General features: G+C 75.9%; 9 protein-coding genes. 3 read left to right on the top strand and 6 right to left on the bottom strand.

Features of this window, described 5'->3' with window-relative positions; translation table 11 throughout:
* Positions 1-344: 344 nt before the first annotated feature.
* Entirely contained in the window at positions 345-1133 is a 789-nt protein-coding gene (locus TK50_RS31880; RefSeq protein WP_043969215.1) for a neocarzinostatin apoprotein domain-containing protein, read from the top strand.
* A 9-nt stretch (positions 1134-1142) separates the two neighbouring features.
* On the opposite strand, the gene TK50_RS31875 is transcribed toward TK50_RS31880, so the two are convergent.
* Positions 1143-2693 (bottom strand): WD40 repeat domain-containing protein, encoded by a 1551-nt coding sequence (locus TK50_RS31875; protein ID WP_043969214.1) that lies wholly within the window; start codon positions 2691-2693, stop codon positions 1143-1145.
* Between the two features lie 105 nt (positions 2694-2798).
* On the bottom strand, positions 2799-3419 hold the full coding sequence (locus tag TK50_RS31870; protein WP_043969213.1) for an L-threonylcarbamoyladenylate synthase: 621 nt from the start codon (positions 3417-3419) through the stop codon (positions 2799-2801).
* Positions 3420-3504: 85 nt separating this feature from the next.
* Here TK50_RS31870 and TK50_RS31865 point away from each other — a divergent pair, with 85 nt between their 5' ends.
* Positions 3505-3906: a hypothetical protein gene (locus TK50_RS31865; RefSeq protein WP_043969212.1), complete on the top strand. Its 402-nt coding sequence runs from the start codon at positions 3505-3507 to the stop codon at positions 3904-3906.
* Between the two features lie 55 nt (positions 3907-3961).
* Here the strand turns inward: TK50_RS31865 and TK50_RS31860 are convergent, their stop codons facing one another.
* Genes TK50_RS31860 through TK50_RS31845 form a run of 4 tightly spaced genes read right to left on the bottom strand, consistent with a single transcriptional unit; the run spans position 3962 to position 14514 of the window.
* On the bottom strand, positions 3962-4207 hold the full coding sequence (locus tag TK50_RS31860; RefSeq protein ID WP_043969211.1) for an acyl carrier protein: 246 nt from the start codon (positions 4205-4207) through the stop codon (positions 3962-3964).
* Positions 4207-7320, bottom strand: coding sequence for a non-ribosomal peptide synthetase (locus TK50_RS31855; RefSeq protein WP_043969210.1), 3114 nt, complete (start codon positions 7318-7320; stop codon positions 4207-4209). Before TK50_RS31855 ends, TK50_RS31860 begins: the two co-directional genes overlap by 1 nt.
* Positions 7321-7339: 19 nt before the next feature.
* Entirely contained in the window at positions 7340-8845 is a 1506-nt protein-coding gene (locus TK50_RS31850; RefSeq protein ID WP_043969209.1) for a class I adenylate-forming enzyme family protein, read from the bottom strand.
* On the bottom strand, positions 8842-14514 hold the full coding sequence (locus TK50_RS31845; RefSeq protein WP_043969208.1) for a non-ribosomal peptide synthetase/MFS transporter: 5673 nt from the start codon (positions 14512-14514) through the stop codon (positions 8842-8844). The genes TK50_RS31850 and TK50_RS31845 overlap by 4 nt, the downstream gene beginning before the upstream one ends.
* A gap of 144 nt (positions 14515-14658) precedes the next feature.
* On the opposite strand from TK50_RS31845, the gene TK50_RS31840 reads away from it, so the two are divergent.
* The gene (locus tag TK50_RS31840; protein WP_043969207.1) at positions 14659-17499 is read left to right on the top strand and encodes a condensation domain-containing protein; all 2841 of its coding nucleotides are present in this window, start codon (positions 14659-14661) and stop codon (positions 17497-17499) included.
* Positions 17500-17529: the final 30 nt, after the last annotated feature.

Genomic DNA, 17529 nt, shown 5'->3' with positions numbered 1-17529 from the left:
GTGGGAGAGTAGGACACCGCCGGACATTCTTTCGTTCAGGGCCACCCCAACCGGGGTGGCCCTGAAACGCATTCGGCCCCGAACTGCGAAGCCTCCGGTGATCAAGAGAAAAGCGTCAGAGTGGATCTTCAACCTGACACTTTTCTCTTGATCACCGGAGGTGTCGGCGGGGTGTCGCGTCCAGGGCGGCGAGTCGCGGTGTGCGGCGCTGTCCGACAGCCGACAGCGGCCGGTCCCGTCTCCGGGACTCTCCTCGACTAGGGTCGATGCCGCAACGACGAGTGTCGATAGCCGGCTTGTTGTGGAAGGGGTGCCACATGAGGTTCCGGTCATGGTTGTCCGCAGTGGTCCTGGCGGTGGGCGTGGTGGCCGTGAGCCCGCCCGCCCCTGCGGCGTCGGCCCAGCTCGACCCCGCGCCGTCGGTCACGGCGCGCCCGGCGACCGGGTTGTCGGCCTCGTCGGTCGTCAGGGTCACGGCTACCGGCCTGCCCAAGAGGAGCGACGTCTCCATCGTCCAGTGTGACAAGGCCGCCTACGACTTCGAGGGCAGCCGCATCGGCTGCTCGGTCGTGCACACGACGACCACCAGCCGGCTGGGGCGGATCTCCGAGCAGGTGAGCGCCAGCACCAGGGTCTACCGCAGCCGCCCCTACGGCGACGACGAGCCGGTCTACTGCCGCGCGGACATCTGCCGATTCTTCATCGAGTGGGTCGTCGACGGTGATCGGCAGTCGGTCGCCACCGCGCCCCTGGAGTTCACCGGCGACCCGGCCACGATCACCGCGACCCCGAGCAGTGGCCTGGTCGACGGGCAACTGGTGGAGGTCACCGGCACCGCGAAGGGCTCACCCAGCCGGCACGTGACCATCATTCAGACCGCGTGCTACGACATCATCCAGGACAGCGGCTGCTATGACGACACGCCGCTGGCCACGGTGCCGCTCACCGAGGACGACACGTTCACGGCGTCCGTGAACGTCCAGTACTGGCCCAGCTGCGCGCCGGATGACTTCATGACGACGTGCGAGCTGCACGTGGTGGTGTACGACGCGCAGGGGCAGCCCGACGGCTCGTTCGGCTCCGGCTGGTCCGGCCCACACAGCGCCTACCTCGGCTTCGCCCCGGTCGCCTAGCGTCGAAGGTCAGGCCAGGGCCTGTAGCGCCGGGCGGAGGCGGATCTGGCCGACTGCGCGGTCGTACCCGGCGAACATCAGGAACGCGTCGTCGCCGCTGCCGACCTGGCACATGGACCGGATCCAGCCCGTCGGTCTCGGGTTCAGCAGCATCTGCAGCACGGGCCCCGTGCCCAGGGAACCCCGGCGCGTCTTCGTCGCCGGATCGAACAGCGAGATGCCTACGCCGTCGCCGGCCGCCGCGACGAGGACCTCCCCGTCCAACTCCACGGGGCAGAGCGCGTATCGGGGTGAGCTGTCGTCGAAGGAACCGAGCGCCTTGCCGGTGACGAGGTCCCACAGGCGCACGGTGCCGTCGTTGGCGGCCGAGGCGAGCCAGCCCGCGCCGTCCACGGTGCCGGCGCAGAGGGCGTTGACGCTGCTGGAGTGGGCGGCGATCTGGAGGATCGGCCGTCCGTCGGCGGGGTCCCACACCCGGATCCCGCCGTCGGTGTACGCGGCGGCGAGGAGGGCCCTGCCCCCGTCGTCGCGGGCCACGGTGCACAGCGCCTGGACGCCCGCTCGCACTCCGCGCCCGATCATCCTGACCTGCCGACCGGCCTCGGGGTCCCAGATCCGGACCCCTCGCTCGCCGCCGCCGGAGGCGAGCAGGGCCGTCCCGTCGACCGGCACGGCGCACAGGGCGTTCACGGGGGCCAGGTGGCCGGCGAGGGCGCGCACCGCCTTCCCGGTCGCCGGATCCCACAGGTGCACGGCCTCGCCGTAGCCGGCGGAGGCGAGCAGCGTGCGCTGCGGCGTCTCGACCGCGCAGAGCGCCCGCACCAGGCCGGGGGTGAGCCGGCCGGCCTGTCGACGCACCGCGTCGGGCGTCGGGTCCGGCAAGAAGCCCGCGAGGTCGAGGAGCACCCCGGAGGAGCCCATCACCCGCAGGTCCGCTCCGGTGTGCGGGTCACCGATCCCGACGAGGTGCCCGAGCCCGCCGTACGCGGCCCTTACGGCACCGTCCGCCGTCACCGGCGTCACGGCGGCGTGCCAGGGCCGGGTGAACGCCAGCACGGCGCCGGTGACGAGCGTCCCGCCCGCGACGACGCCGCCCAGCAGCGCGCCCGGCCAGCGCTGCGCCGACTGCACCCCCGGCACCACGGCGACGGCGGCGAGATACCAGAGCGCGGGCACCGCGAACCGCCCCGCGAGGCGGCCCACGGCGAGCATGTCCGGCGGGAACGGCTCCGCGCGGAGCGTGCCGCCGCGCAGCAACGAGAACAGCAGCGACAGCGCCAGCAGCACCGCGCCCACGATCACGACGGGGCCGAAGTCGCCGGTGAACGAGGCCAGCAGGACGAACGCGACGGCGGTGGAGAGCACACCGCGCACCCACGGTGCCAGCCGCGTGAACAGCACCCGGGACAGGCGCAGGGTCAGGGCCGCCCCGGTCGCCGTCACGAGTGCGACCGTCGCCAGCGACCAGAACCCGTCGACCCGCAGGGCGTCCGGTTGTGACCAGCGCACCACGACCAGCAGGAGCAGCGTCGCGACGACGGTCAGGAGGAGTCGTACCATCGGATGACCTCGCAGTGCCCGGCCCGGCGCGGCCGGGATCGATGATGTTCGAGCGAAGGCGGGTCCGATTGTGTCAAGTGGACGCCACGTCGGTGGGGGGCCGGGCTAGGCGAAGCGGGACGGGTCCCCCGCGCCGACGCGCACGATCTCGGGGTCCCCGTCGGAGAAGTCCACCACCGTGGTGGGCTCGGTGCCGCAGTCGCCGGAGTCGACGACCGCGTCGATGGCGTGGTCGAGGCGTTCCTTGATCTCCCAGCCCTGGGTCATCGGCTCGTCGTCGCCGGGCAGCAGCAGGGTGCTCGACAGCAGCGGCTCGCCCAGCTCGGTGAGCAGGGCCTGGGCGACGGTGTGCGCGGGGATGCGGACGCCGACGGTCTTCTTCTTCGGGTGCAGCAGCCGGCGCGGCACCTCCTTCGTGGCGGGCAGGATGAAGGTGTAGCTGCCGGGGGTGGCCGCCTTGACGGCCCGGAAGACGGCGTTGCCGAGGTGCACGAACTGGCCGAGCTGCGCGAAGTCGCGGCACACCAGGGTGAAGTGGTGGCCGCTGTCGAGGTGGCGGATCTCCCGGATCCGGTCCATGCCGTCCTTGTTGCCGAGCCGGCAGCCCAGGGCGAAGCAGGAGTCCGTGGGGTAGGCGATCAGCCCGTCCCGGCGGATGAGGTCGGCCACCTGGCCGATGGTGCGGGGCTGCGGGTTGTCCGGGTGCACGTCGAGGTACTTCGCCATGGCGGGAAGCTTAGGCCCCCGTCCCGACCTGTCGTCTTCCTGACAGTGTTCAAGAGACGTAAAGGTAGACGGTCATCGTTGTCCCATGGCCGTTCGATCGTTCCGTGGGGGCGGATACGGGGACCTGCTGGGTTCCCCGCCGATGCCCGGCCCCGTGCGGGTCACCGTGCTCGTCTTCGCGGTCCTGACGCTGCTGTTCGCCCTGGCGACGGTGCACCGGCTGCTGGTCGAGGACGGCTCGCTCGGCGCCGCGGTGTTCTTCGCCACCATGGCGGCGGCCTGCGCGCTGGTGGCGGGCGCCCTGGCGGCCCGCCGGCCGTGGGCGGCCTACCCGGCGTACGCGCTGTCCGGGCTGTTCGCCGCGGCCTCGCTCGGCCTCTTCGGCGCGATCACGATCGTCGGGCTGGGGCTGCTCGCCTGGGTGCTCTGGTCGCTCAACACGCGGCCCGCGCGGGAGTGGTTGAGCGGGCGTCGCCGGCTGCGGTGACGCCCGACCGGGGTGGCGGTGGCGCGGCCCGGGGGGCGCCACCGCCACCCGACGGTCAGCCCCGCGCGACGATCGCCACCAGGTCGTCGACCGTGTCCAGCCGCTGACCGGGGGCGGTCAGCTCCACCTCGACGCCGTACTCCAGTTCGAGGGCGTCGACGAGGCGCAGCAGGCCGAGGGAGTCCACGCCGAGGGCCATCAGCGAGCCGCCGCCGAGCACGTCGACGGCGGACACCTCGCCCCCGGTGGCCTCGCTGACCAGTGCGGCGATCCGCGAACGCGGGTCGGTGGTGGTGCCCATCAGAGTTCCTCTCGGGACTGTCGGACGATCTCGGCGATCTCCGCGATCGTGGGGGTGTCGAAGAAGGCGTCGAGCGGCACCTCGACGCCGAGCCGCTGCTGGATCCGTCCGCTGATCCGGGTGATGGTCAGCGAGTGCCCGCCCAGGTCGAACAGGTCCTCGTGCAGCCCGATGTCGGGGATCCTCAACACGTCCTGCCAGATCTCGCGCAGCGCCTGCACCACCGGGTCGGCGTCGGTCTCCGGCGCGGGGGGCGTCGCCGCCTCCTCGGGGGCGTCGCGGTGTGCCGGCGCGGGCAGCGCGGTGCGGTCGACCTTGCCGTTCGGGCCGAGGGGCAGCCCGTCCAGCAGCACCCAGTCGGTGGGCAGGACCGCCGCCGGGAGGCTGAGCGCCAGGTGCCGCCGCAGCTCCGCCGCGTCGACGGCCGAGCCGGCGCGGGGCACGGCGTACGCGACGAGGCGGGCCTCGCCGTCGGGGTCGGCGTGCAGCGTCGCGGTCGCCTCGGCGACCCCCGGGTGCTCCAGCAGGCGGGCGGTGACCTCGCCCAGTTCGAGCCGGTGCCCCCGGACCTTCACCTGGTCGTCGGCGCGGCCGAGGAAGTCGAGGCGGCCGTCCGGCAGCCACCGGCAGCGGTCCCCGGTGCGGTACAGCCGCCCGTCGGCCGCGCCGAACGGGTCCGGCACGAACCGTTCGGCGGTCAGGTCGTCGCGCCCCCGGTAGCCGACGGCGAGCCCCGCCCCGGCCAGGTACAGCTCGCCGGGCACCCCGACGGGCACCGGCCGCAGCGCGGCGTCCAGCACGTACGCCCGCACGTTCGGCAGCGGCCGGCCGATGGTCACCGTGTCCGGGTCGGCGGGGACGTCCTCGACGGTGGCGTAGACGGTCGCCTCGGTCGGGCCGTACCCGTTGACGAGCCGGGCGGTGCGGGCCCGCAGCTCGCGGGCGAGGGCGACCGGCAGGGCCTCCCCGCCGGCGACCGCCACCAGCGACCCGGCCGCGCCCGCCGCTTCGGCGGTGTCGGCCGCGCCGAGGCCCGCCGCCAGCAGCACCCGCCAGCCTGACGGTGTGGCCTGGGCGTGGGTCACCCCGGCGTCGCGGACCAGCCGCAGCACGGCCGCGCCGTCGAGGGCGCTGACGCCCGAGGCGACGACCACCCGGCCGCCGGTGACCAGCGGCAGGAACACCTCCACGGCGGAGATGTCGAACGACGGCGAGGTCAGGTGCAGCCAGCGGTGCGCGGGCCCGGCGTCCAGCAGGTCCCGCATGCCCAGCAGCAGGTTGGTCAGCGCGCCGTGGCCGACCGCCACGCCCTTGGGCCGGCCGGTCGAGCCGGAGGTGTAGAGCACGTACGCGAGGTCGGCGGCCGTCGGGGCGTCGGCGTCGACGTCGGTGTGCCCGGCCGCGAACAGGTCGACCTCGTCGAGGGCGAGCACCGGCGGCCCGGCGTCAGGGCCGGCGTCCGACGCGGCGGCGGTGACCACCAGCGTCGGGGCGGCGTCGGCGAGCACGAGCCGCTGCCGCGCCGGGGGATGACCCGGGTCGACGGGCAGGTACGCCGCCCGGCAGCGCAGCACCGCCAGCATCGTCACCACCGTCCGCCAGGACCGGTCCAGCGCCACCGCGACCAGCGATCCCGGGCCGACGCCCCGGCCGCGCAGCAGCGCCGCGAGCCGGCCGGCGGCGGCGTCGAGCCGGGCGTAGCCGAGCCGCACGTCGCCGTCGACGACGGCCACCGCGTCCGGGTCGGCGGCGACCCGGGCGGCGAACAGCTCGGGCACGGTGACGTCCGGGTACGCCCGCGCGGGGCCGGTGCCGGCCCGGACGACCCGCTCCCGCTCGTCGGCGGGCAGCACCGGCAGGTCGGCCACCGGGCGCCACGGGTCGGCCACGACGGCGGCGAGCAGCGTGCGCAGGTGGCCGCCGATGCGCTCGACCGCGTCGGTGTCGATGGCGGCCGGGCTGTGCTGGAGGCCGACGTCGACGCCGGTGGGGCCGTCCACGACCTGCACGTGCAGCGCGTTGCGGGCCGCGCCGCCGAACAGGGTCCACTCCACGGCGGCGGCCACCCCGGCGAACGCGGGGTCGTCGCCGCGCCGACGGTAGCCGACCGACACGGCCGTGAGCGCGGGCGCGGGGCGCAGCCCCGACACGGCGTGGGCCAGCGGCACGTGCCGGAACCGGTACACCTCGCGTAGTCGGGCCCGCACGGCGCGGGCGTGCTCGGCGAACGAGCCGGCGGCGGGGTCGTCGGCGGTGACGGGCAGCTCGTTGACGAACAGCCCGACCCGGTCGGCCTGCTCCGGCGCGCGGGTGGACAGCGTGACGCCGACGGGCACGCCCCGGTTGCCGTAGCGGTGCAGCAGGGCGTGCACGGCGGCGAGCAGCAGCTCGAACCGGGTCACCCCGAGCCTGCCGGCGACCCGGCCCACGCCGTCGACCAGGTCGGCGGGCAGCGCCACGGCCACGACGGCGCCAGGCTCCGCGCCGGTGGGCACCCGGCGCAGGCCCGGCAGCACCACGTCGGCGGCGTCGGGCCGGTGCCGCGCCCAGAACTCGCGGGCGGCCGGCAGGTCGACGGCGACGCGGTCCCGCTCGGCCGCCGCGTCCCCGGCGTACCCGTCCGTGTGGGGCGCGGCCTGCGCCGACGTCCCGGCGAGCGCGGCGGCGTACGCGTCGGCCAGGTCGCGGGCCAGCACGTCCTTCGACATCCCGTCGAAGGCGAGGTGGTGGACGCAGACCAGCAGCAGGTGCCGGCCGTCGGCGGCGGTCAGCAGCGTGAACCGGGCCAGCGGGCCGACCCGCAGGTCGTGCGGGCGGGCCAGTTCCTCGGCGACCCGGGCGTCGGTCCACTCGCCGAAGGTCACCGAGGCCCGCCCGTCGGCGGGGGCCAGCCCCGGCGTGCCGTCGGCGTCGGTGACGACCCGGGCGCCCAGCACGGGGTGCCGGTCGGCCACTGCGGCGCACGCCTCGACCAGGGCCCGGCGGTCCAGGTCGGCGGCGAACCGGACGCCGAGCGCCATGTGGTACGCCGTGCCGGCGACCCCGGCCTGCTCGGTGAACCAGACGGCGTGCTGCGCGTATGTCGCCTCGGCGGTGCCCACATGCTCTCCCATGGATCGTTATCGGGGTGGATCAGTTGTCGAACAGGCCGGTGAGCTGCCGCTTGAGCACCTTGCCGCCCTCGTTGCGGGGCAGTTCGGCGAGCAGCAGCAGCCGGGCGGGAAGCTGGTAGTCGGCGAGCCGGTCGGCGAGGAAGGCGCGCAGCGCCGGCAGGGTCAGCCCGGCGGCGTCGGCGTGCGGCCGGGCCACCACGGCGGCGGCGACGGCCGAGCCGAGCACCGGGTGCGGCACGCCGACGACGGCCGCCTCGGCGACGAGGGGGTGCTCGTGCAGCGCCGCCTCGACCTCCAGGCTGGAGACCTTGAACGCGCCGGACTTGATGACGTCCTGGTGCCGGTCGGTGAGGTAGAGGTAGCCGTCGGCGTCGATGCGCCCGACGTCGCCCATCCGCACCCACCCGTCGCGGAAGGTGGCCCGGTTGGCGGCGTCGTCGCGGTAGTAGGCGCGGGGGTACGGCGCGCGCAGCCACACGTCGCCGGTGGTGCCGGGCGGCAGCGGGTTGCCGTCGGCATCGGCGACGCGCAGCTGCCCGCCGACCGGGCGGCCCACCGCGTCCCGGCGCGCCGGATCCCAGATCATCGTGGTCTGGGCGGGGGCCGCCTCGGTGGAGGTGTAGTAGTTGACGATGGTCGCCTCGGGGAAGGCCGCGGCGAGCCGGGCCGCCACGGCCGGCGGCAGCGCCGCCGCGGTCGACCCGATCAGGTGTACGCCGGAGCAGTCCCGGCCGCGCAGCGCCCCCGAGTCGAGCAGCTCGATGGCCATCGACGGGACGACGAACAGCGTCCCCGTGCCCGGGGTCTGCACCAGCCGGGCGAACCGGACCGGCGTGAATGTGGGCAGGGTGAGCGCCCCGGCCTTCGCGGTCAGCGCGTTGAACAGCATCGTCTGCCCGGCGTTGGTGCCGATGGCGAACGCGTGCAGGAACCGCTCCGAGTGGGCCAGCGCCAGCCGGCGCGGGTGGGTCGGCGCGCCGGCGGTCAGGTTGGCGTGGCTGGCGGCGACGCCCTTCGGGCGGCCGGTGGTGCCGGAGGTGTAGAGGATCTGCGCGAGGTCGCCGGGGCGTACCGGCGGGGGGTCGGCCGCGTCGGCGGGCCCGGCGGCCAGGTCGGCGGCCCGCCACACCGGCAGCCCGGCGGGGGCGGGCGGGGCGGCCGTGGCGTCGCCGTGCACGACGGCGGCGGCCCCGCAGTGGGCCAGCGCGTGGCCGAGCTGGCCGGCGGCGAGCCGGTCCGACAGCGGCACCGCGACCGCGCCGGCCCGCAGCACCCCGCAGTACGCCACCGCGAAGCCGGTCCAGTCGCGGGCGCCGAACACCAGCCCGACCCGGTCGCCGGGGCGCACCCCCCGGCCGTGCAGGCCGGCGGCGACGGCCGCCGCGCCGGACGACCAGTCGGCGAAGGTCAGCGCCCGCACCCCGGCCACCTCGACGGCGACCCGGTCGGGGTGCAGGGCGGTGCGCCAGGCCAGCAGCTCCGGCACGGTCCGGGCGGCCGGCGGGGCGGCCGTCGTCGCCGTCACCGTGGCCCGCCCGGGGTGGTGCCCTGGGCCTGCCCCGTGTCGGCGGCGGCGCGGGCCGGGTGCCCGGCGGCGCGGGCCTCGCGTTCGGCGATGCCGACCAGGTCGTCCGGCGGCGCGTCGGGCACCTCGTCGTCGAACCGGGCCAGCACCGGCGTGGCCAGCGCGACGAGGGCGGTCAGCGCGATGCACACCCCGAAGACGACGTACAGCAGGCCGTGGCCCCGGCCGGGGCCGACGCCGATGACCGCGCCGACCGTGCCGGCGAGCGCGCCGCCGGGCAGCAGCAGCGGCTCGGCGACCCGCGCCGCGAACGGGGCGATGAGCCCCCATCCCAGCGGCATCGTCGACCAGGCGATCATCTGGTTGAGCGCGAACACCCGGCCGTGGAAGCGCGGCGGCACCTTCGTCTGGATGATCGTGTTGTAGACGCCGTTGACGACGCCGAGCGCCAGGTACATGCCGAACGCGCCCGCGCCGACCACCAGCGGGTCCGGCCGCAGCCCGGTCAGCACGGCGGCCGCCGCGATGCCGAGGGTGCCCAGCAGCACGGCCCGCATCCGGCGGTGGCTCGGGCCGCCCCAGAGGAGCATCACCAGGCCGCCGACGGCCGCGCCGACGCCGCCGGTCAGCGCGATCCGCGCCACCTGGTCCAGGTCGGCGAAGCCGAGCACCAGCGGGGAGAGCAGGTACAGCGCCGGGAACAGGAACAGGTTCAGGGCGGCGAAGAACGTCAGCATGGCCCGGAACTCGCGGCGGCGCAGCGCGTACCGCAGGCCGGCGACCATCTCCTCGCCGATGCCCTCGCGGCGTTGCAGGGCCAGGGTGCGGGGGAACCTGACGAGCCCCAGCACCCCGACCGCGAACACGTACGACGCCACGTCGATGAGCAGGATGCCGCGCAGCCCGACGGCGTCGAGCAGGGCCACCGCGACCAGCGGGACGGTGAACTGGGTCAGCCCCATCGCCGTCTGGGTGACGCCGTTGGCGTGACCGAGGAAGCGCTTGGGCACCAGCTGCGGCACCGCCGAGACGAACGCGAGGCGTTGGAACGCCAGCGCCACCGACAGCCAGGCGACCAGCGGGTAGAAGTGCCACACCTGCGCCCGGTCGGCCAGCACCAGGGCGGCCAGCACCGCGTTCGCGCCCCCGGCGGCGAGGCCGGCGGCCAGCAGCACCCGCCGCCGGCTGGTCCGGTCGATCACGGCCCCGGCCAGCGGCGCGACCAGCAGCCCCGGCAGCAGGCCGAGCACGGCGAACAGGGCGAACCGGGCCAGCGACCCGGTCTCCAGGTAGATCCACAGGGGGATCGCGAAGTTGGTCAGCGCGGTGCCCATGCCGGAGACCACCTGGCCGGCGGCGACCAGGCCGAACCGGCGCATGCTCGGCTCCGGGGCGCGGTCCGCGCCGGCCGCCGGCCCCGACGGCTGCGGTGCCCCGGGCGGGCCGGCGGGCTGGCGGGAGATCCCGGCCAACTGCCACGCGGGCCCGCTCTCGACCTCGACCACGGGGGTGGCCGGGGGCGCTGGCGGGGCCGGCGCGTCGAGCCGCCGGTGCACGGTCGTGACGATCTCCGCCAGCTCGGCGGCCCGGTACTTCAGGAAGTAGTGCCCGGCCTCGTCGACCACGGCGAGGGCGGTGCGGTCGCTGAGGAAGTGCCACTCCCGGAACCGCTCGGCGTGGTAGTCGGTGCTGCGGTCCCGCTCGCCGACCACCGAGATCAGCGGGGCGCGCAGCGGGGTGACCCGCCGATGCATCAGCTCGGTGAAGTACTCCTCGGAGACCCGGGCGTCGTGGCGCATCGCCCGGATCAGGAACGCCACCTCGTCGGGGGCGAGCGAGCCGACCGAGGTGCCCTGCGCCTGCAACCAGGTGCGGTAGATCCGGTCGCTGCGGATCCGCTCGGCCAGCCGCAGCCGCAGCAGCGGACCGAGCAGCCCCCCGGCGGGACGGCCGAACGGGAACACCGCGCCGAGGTACACGGCGTCGAGGTCGCGCCCCCGCGCCTCCAGCAGCCGGGCCACCTCCACGGCGAGGGCGCCGCCGGGGCCGCAGTGCCCGTACAGGATCACCGGACCCGACACCCGGGCCAGGATCTCCTCGGCGACCCCGGCGGCGACCTGGTCGATCGGCGCGGGGTCGTCGGCGAGGCCGATGTCGTGGCCCGGCATGGCCACCGACAGCAGCCGGTAGCCGGCGGGCAGCGCGTCGGCCAGCGGCTGGTAGACCACGGCGCTGCCGCCGCCGTACGGGACGCAGACGAGCGTGGCCACGCGGTCGGCAACGGCCATCGGCGGGGTCAGCTCGTGCAGCAGCCCCGCCGGCCCGGTGTCGCCCCCGGCGGCCAGGGCGGCCAGCTCGCGGACGGTCCGGTGCCGGAACAGGTCCATCACGCTGACCGTGCCCGTCGCGCCGCCGGCCACGGCGGGCAGCTCCCGGCGCAGCCGGGCCACCACCTGCGTGGCCAGCAGCGAGTGCCCGCCGAGGTCGAAGAAGTCGTCGGTCGCGCCGACCTCGGCCACCCCCAGCACGGCCTGCCAGATCGCGGCGACCAGCGTCTCCACCGGCCCGGCCGGCGGCACCCGCTCACCGGCGGGGACCTCGTCGGTCGGCGCGGGCAGCGCCCGCCGGTCCACCTTGCCGTGCTCCTGCAACGGCAGCCGGTCCAGCACCACCCACCGGGAGGGCACCATGTGCTCGGGCAGCCGGTCGGCCAGGGCGCGGCGCAGCCGCGCCGGCTCCAGGGCCTGCGCGTCGGGCGTCGGCTCCAGGTAGGCGACGAGGCGGTCGTCGCGCAGCAGCACCGCCGCCTGGTGCACGCCGGGGCAGTCGCGCAGCGCGGCCTCGACCTCGCCGAGTTCCACCCGGTAGCCGCGGATCTTCACCTGGTGGTCGCGGCGGCCCAGGAACATCAGCTGCCCGTCGGCGCGCCACCGGCCCAGGTCACCGGTGCGGTACAGGCGGGCCCCCGGCGGCCCGTACGGGTCGGGCACGAACCGCTCGGCGGTCAGGCCGGGCCGGTGGAGGTAGCCGCGCGCCAGCCGGTCCCCGCCCAGGTACAGCTCGCCGGGCACCCCCACCGGCACCGGCCGCATCCGCTCGTCGAGCAGGTACACCCGGGCGTGGGGCAGCGGCCGGCCGGTCGGCACCGGGCCGGTGGCGGGCCCGTCGGCGGTCACCTCGTAGGTGGCGACGCCGACCGTGGCCTCGGTGGGGCCGTAGTGGTTGAACACCCGGGCGGTCCCGGCGGCGGCGAGAGGGGCGATCCGCTCCAGGTCGGACGCCTCGCCGCCGAGGATCAGCGCGCGGGCGGGCAGCAGGTCGCCCGGCCCGGCGTCGGCGGCCAGCGCCGCCAGGTGCGACGGGGTGATCTTCAGGTAGTCGATGCGGTGCGTGCGCAGCTGCTCGGCCAGCTCGGCGCCGGTGCAGCGGCGCGGCACCAGGTGCACCGTCCCGCCGGTGGCCAGCGCCAGGTAGAAGACGGTGACGGCGAAGTCGAACGACATCGACTGCAGCAGCGCGTACCGGGCGGCCGGGGCGACGGCGAACCGGTCGGCCACCCCGTCGAGGTAGCGCAGCACCTGCCGGTGTGCGACGGCCACCCCTTTCGGGACGCCGGTGGACCCGGAGGTGTAGATGACGTACGCCAGGTCGTCGCCGCTCCCATTCTCGGGCGGCGTGTCGGGCCGGGCGGTGACCTCGGCGGCGATCTCGGCCAGGCAGGCCACCGCGACGCCCGGGGCGTCCGGGTGGGCCCCGGGCGGCGCGGTCGGCTCCACCGGCAGCCGGTCGCGCAGGTCGGCGCTGGTCAGCACCACGGCGGGCCGGGCGTCGGCGAGCATCAGGCCCAGCCGGGCCGGCGGCTGCTCCGGGTCCAGCGGCAGGTACGCCCCGCCGGCCCGCAGCACCCCCAGCAGCGTCACGGCCAGCTCCACCGACTGCTCCAGCAGCACCCCGACCAGGACGTCGGGGCCGACCCCGCGCCCGCGCAGCCAGTGCGCCAGCCGGTTGGCGCGCCGGTCCAGCTCCCGGTAGGTGATCGCGTCGGCGCCGCACACCACGGCCGGCGCGTCGGGGGTCGCGGCGGCGTGCGGGGCGACCAGGTCGGCCAGGGTGGCCGCCGCGCCGGTGACCCCGGGCCCGCCGCCGGCCGTCGGGTCGCCGCCGGCCGTCGGGTCGCCGCCGGCCGTCGGGTCGCCGCCCCCGGGCCGGGCCAGCGCCAGCACCCGGTCGCGCCCGGCGTCGCCGAGCAGGTCAAGGTCGACCACCGGCAGGTCCGGCCGGGCGACCGCCGCGCGCAGCAGGGCGTCGAGGCTCGCGGCCAGCCGGGCGACCGTCTCGGCGTCGAACAGGTCGCTGTTGTAGACGAACATGCCGCGCAGCCCGTCGGCGGTCTCGCTGACGTACAGCGACAGGTCGAACCGGGCCGTGGCGGCGTCCGCGCCGAGGCTCTCGCTGCTCAGCCCCTGCGGCCACCGGCCGCCGCTGCGGGCGTAGTTCTGCAGCGTGAACAGCACCTGGAACACCGGGGAGCGGCTGACGTCGCGGGGCACGTTCAGCTCCCGGACCAGCCGCTCGAAGGGGATCTCCTGGTGGGCCAGGGCGCGCACGACGGTGCCCCGGGTGCGCCGCAGCAGGGCGGCGAAGCTCGGCTCGGCGGGAGCGTCGCCGGCCGGGGAGCCCGCGCCCGCGTCGGCGGCGCGCGGGCCCGCCGCCGGGGAGAGGTCGGCGCGCAGCGCCAGGGTGTTGACGAACAGGCCGATCAGGTTCTCCAGCTCCGGCACCACCCGCCCGGCCACCGGGGACCCGATGGCGAAGTCCCGCTGGCCGCTGTAGCGGAACAGCACCGCCTGCAGGCCGGCGAGCAGCGTCATGTAGAGGGTGGCCCGGTGCGCGCGGCTGAGCCGGCGCAGCGCGTCGGTCAGGTCGGCGTCGACGGTGAACCGGTGCGTGCCGCCCGCGTACGACTGGACGGCCGGGCGGGGCCGGTCGGTGGGCAGCTCCAGCGGGGGCACCCCGGCCAGCGCGCCGGTCCAGTACGCGAACCCGTCCCCGCTCGCCGGCCCGTCGAGGCGGTCGCGCTGCCAGGCGGCGTAGTCGACGTACCCCGTGGTGGGGGCCGCCGGCGGCGGAGCGCCGTCGCGCAGCGCGGCGTAGCCGGCCGCCACCTCGCCCAGCAGCAGGTCCAGCGACCAGCCGTCGCTGACGATGTGGTGCATGGCCAGGTGCAGGACGTGGTCGTCGTCGGCGAGGCGGATCACCAGCGCCCGCAGCAGGGGAGCGGCGCCGAGGTCGAACGGGGTCCGCAGGGAGGCGGCCACCTGCTCGCGGGCGTCGGCCAGCGACGGCGCGTCGGTGACGGTGACCGGCACCCGCACCTCGGGCAGCACCTCCACGACGGGTTCGCCGTCGGCGTTCTCGGTGAACCGCATGCGCAGGCTGTCGTGCCGGGCGGCGGCGCCGTCGAGGGCCGCGCGCAGCAGCTCGACCGCCAGGGGGCCGCGCAGCCGGGTCGTCGACCACACGAGGTACGCGGCGGTGCCGGGGGTCAGCTGTTCGGTGAACCAGATCCGCTCCTGGCCGAATGACAGCGACGGTTTCTCCGCAGAACGGTGGAACGTCGTTTTCGGCGGGGTGTATGTGGCCCGCGTCGGTACGTCAACATTGGTCACGCGGAAGCCTTCTCACACGCCAGGGTCGGTCAGGAGCACGTAGTCTGCATGCTGCAAACAGAGCATCGCGTCGTCTGATCGGTCCACTGTGGAAAATCCGATCGACCGACCCGGCGCGCCCTACCGCCCGTCGTACGGTCGGGAATGCGATTCGCCGATGCCGTCGTGCCCGCCGAGTGGGCGTCCGAGACCCTGCTGCACGCGCCGTTCCGTGGCGTCGGCTCCCCGCCCGCCCCGCTGACCTGGGCGCAGCAGGTGACGTGGCGGGCGGACGCCCGGTACGGCTCCAACCACCGGTTCCTCAGCCTACGCCGCGTCGTGCCGGTCTCGGCGCGGGCCGGTGCGGATCCCGACCGCGCCGTCCGGGCGCTCGGCGCGCTGATGGGCCGGCACGCCTCGCTGCGCACCCGGGTCCGCGTGGTCGACGGCGAGCCGCGCCAGCAGGAGGCCGCGACCGGCCACCTGCCGGTGCTGGTCGTCCCCGGCGTGGACGACGGCGCGGCCGCCGCCCGCGCCGCTGCCGACCGGCTCGCCGACGTCGCGTTCGACCACGCCGCCGAGTGGCCGGTGCGGGCCGCCGTGGTCACCGTGGACGACCGGGTACGCCAGGTCGTGCTGGTGTTCAGCCACTCGACGGTGGACGCCCACGCCGCCGAGGTGGTGCTGCGGGACCTGCGGCTGCTCCTGCTGCGCGGTCGCCTCGACACCCCGCCCGGCCCCCAGTCGGCGGACGTGGCCCGGCTCCAGCACACCGCCGACGTGCGGCGCTCCGCGCGGACGGTGGCGTACTGGCTGCGGGAGTTCGACCGGCTGCCGGCCGCACCGCTGCCCGACGGCGGCCCCGGCCTGACCCCCCGGCTGCGCCGGGGCGTGCTGGTCTCCTCGGCCGTCGACGTGGCGTCCCGGATGATCGCCGCCCGGCACCGGGTCAGCACCTCGGCGGTGCTGCTGGCCGGGGTGGGCGCCCTGGCCGCGGCCCGGTCCGGCCGGGAGGTCTGCGGCGCTTTCCCGATGGCGCACAATCGGTTCCCGGCCGGTTACGCGAATGCCGTGGCCAACCTCGGCCAGATCGGATTCTGCGTGCTCGACCTGACCGGCCGGCCGGCATTCCCGGAGGTGCTCTCCCGCGTGTGGCAGGCGTCGCTGAACGGCCTGCGGCACGCCTATTACGATCCGGCCGCGCTGCGCGCGGCTTTCGCCGCGAGCGGCCGCGACTACGACTCGGCATTCCTGCCCCACTACTATTTCAACGACGTCCGGCTGCCCGTCGGCGGCCCGGTTGCCGCGCCGGAGGCGACCCGGGGCGAGCTGCGGGCCGCCGCGGCGCGCAGCGCCTTCTCCTGGACGGCCGGGCTGAGCCGGTCCTCCTGGCACCTGTTGACCCACGTGGTCGACACCCCGGGCGGGGTGGGGCTCACCCTGAGCGCCGACACCCGGCACGTCGCCCTCGACGCGGTCGAGGTGTTCCTGCGCGAGTTGGAGGAGTTGCTGGTGGAGGCCGCGTTCGCCGAGGTGCCCTGGCCGTCGCCCGCCCCGGCGGCACCCCCGCCGGTGCCGCCGCCCGCCGTGCTCCCGGCCGCCGCCGACGAGGAACTGGCGTACGCGGAGTTCACCGGCGGCCGGGACGCGACCGGCCCGCTCACCTGGGGCCAACGGGCGATGTGGCGGGCCGTCGAGGTGTTCGAGTCACCGCGCCACAGCGTGCTCAACCTGCGCCGCATCCTGGCCGTGTCCCGGCGCGCCGACGTCGACGTGGCGCGGGCCGTGCGGGCCGTCGCGGCGCTGGTGCGGCGGCACGAGTCGCTGCGCACCCGGGTCCGTTCGGTCGACGGCGAGCTGTACCAGTCGGCCACCGGCGCGGGCCGGCTGCCCGTGCTGGTGTACCCGGTGGCGTCGGCCGCGGCGGATCCGGACGGCCGGGCCGCCGCCTCGGCGCTGGCCGCGCGGCTGGGCGACCCCCGCTTCGACCACGCCGCCGAGTGGCCGATGCGGGCCGCGGTGGTCACCGTCGACGACCGGGTACGCCAGGTCGTGCTGGTCTTCAGCCACTCCACGGTGGACTTCCATGCCGCCGAGACGGTGCTGCGCGACCTGCGGATGCTCGTGTTGCGGGGATCCGTGCCCACCCCGGCGGGCCCCCAGTCGCTCGACATCGCCGAACGGGAGGGCGACGGCGAACGCCGCCGGGGCGACCGGGCGGTGGCGTACTGGACGCGGCACTTCCCCGACCTCACCGTGGGCCTGTTCGACCCGGTCGGCCCCGGCCTGACCCCCCGCTACCGCCGGGGATCGCTGGTCTCGCCGGCCGTGCACCACGCGGCCCGGCTCGTCGCCGCCCGGCACGGGGTCAGCAACGCCACGGTCCTGCTCGCGGCCACGGCCGCCGTGCTCGCCGCCGACGGCGGCGGCGACGTCTGCGGCGTGTTCACGATGGTCAACAACCGCTTCCAGCCCGAGTACGACGGGGCGATCAGCAAGCTCAACCAGATCGGGCTCTGCCGGATCGATCTGGCCGACCGGCCCGCCTTCGCCGAGCTGCTCACCCGGGCCCGCACGGCGTCGCTGGACGCCTACCGGCACGCCTACTACGACCCGAGGGAGCTGGAACGCGCATTCGCCGCGCGGGGCCTCGACTACCACACCGCCCTGGCCCCGTTCTGCTACCTCAACGACATCCGGCTGCCGCACGACGCCGGTGCCGACCCCGCCGGCTGGGACGAGGCGACGCTGCGGGCGGCGGCGGAGCGCAGCGCGTTCCGCTGGGTGGAGGAGCTGGAGGCGTTCAGCTGGCGCTGCCGCCTCCAGGTGCTCGACGCCCCCGGCGCGGTCGAGCTGTCCGTGACCGTGGACACCCGCTACCTGCCGCCGCAGCGGGCCGAGGCGTTCCTGCGCGCCGTGGAGGCCCTGCTCGTCGAGGCGGCCTTCCGGGACGTCCCGTGGCCGTGGTCGCCGCCGGCGGGACCGCCCGGCGAGTGCCCTGGTTAGGCGTGTGCGGCCAACGGTCTTTGGTGGTTT

This window comes from Micromonospora haikouensis (assembly GCF_000876225.1).
GTDB classification, from domain to species: Bacteria; Actinomycetota; Actinomycetes; order Mycobacteriales; family Micromonosporaceae; genus Micromonospora; species Micromonospora haikouensis.
The sequence above is the reverse complement of the archived record's forward strand: the minus strand, read 5'-3'. Positions and strand labels throughout refer to the sequence as shown.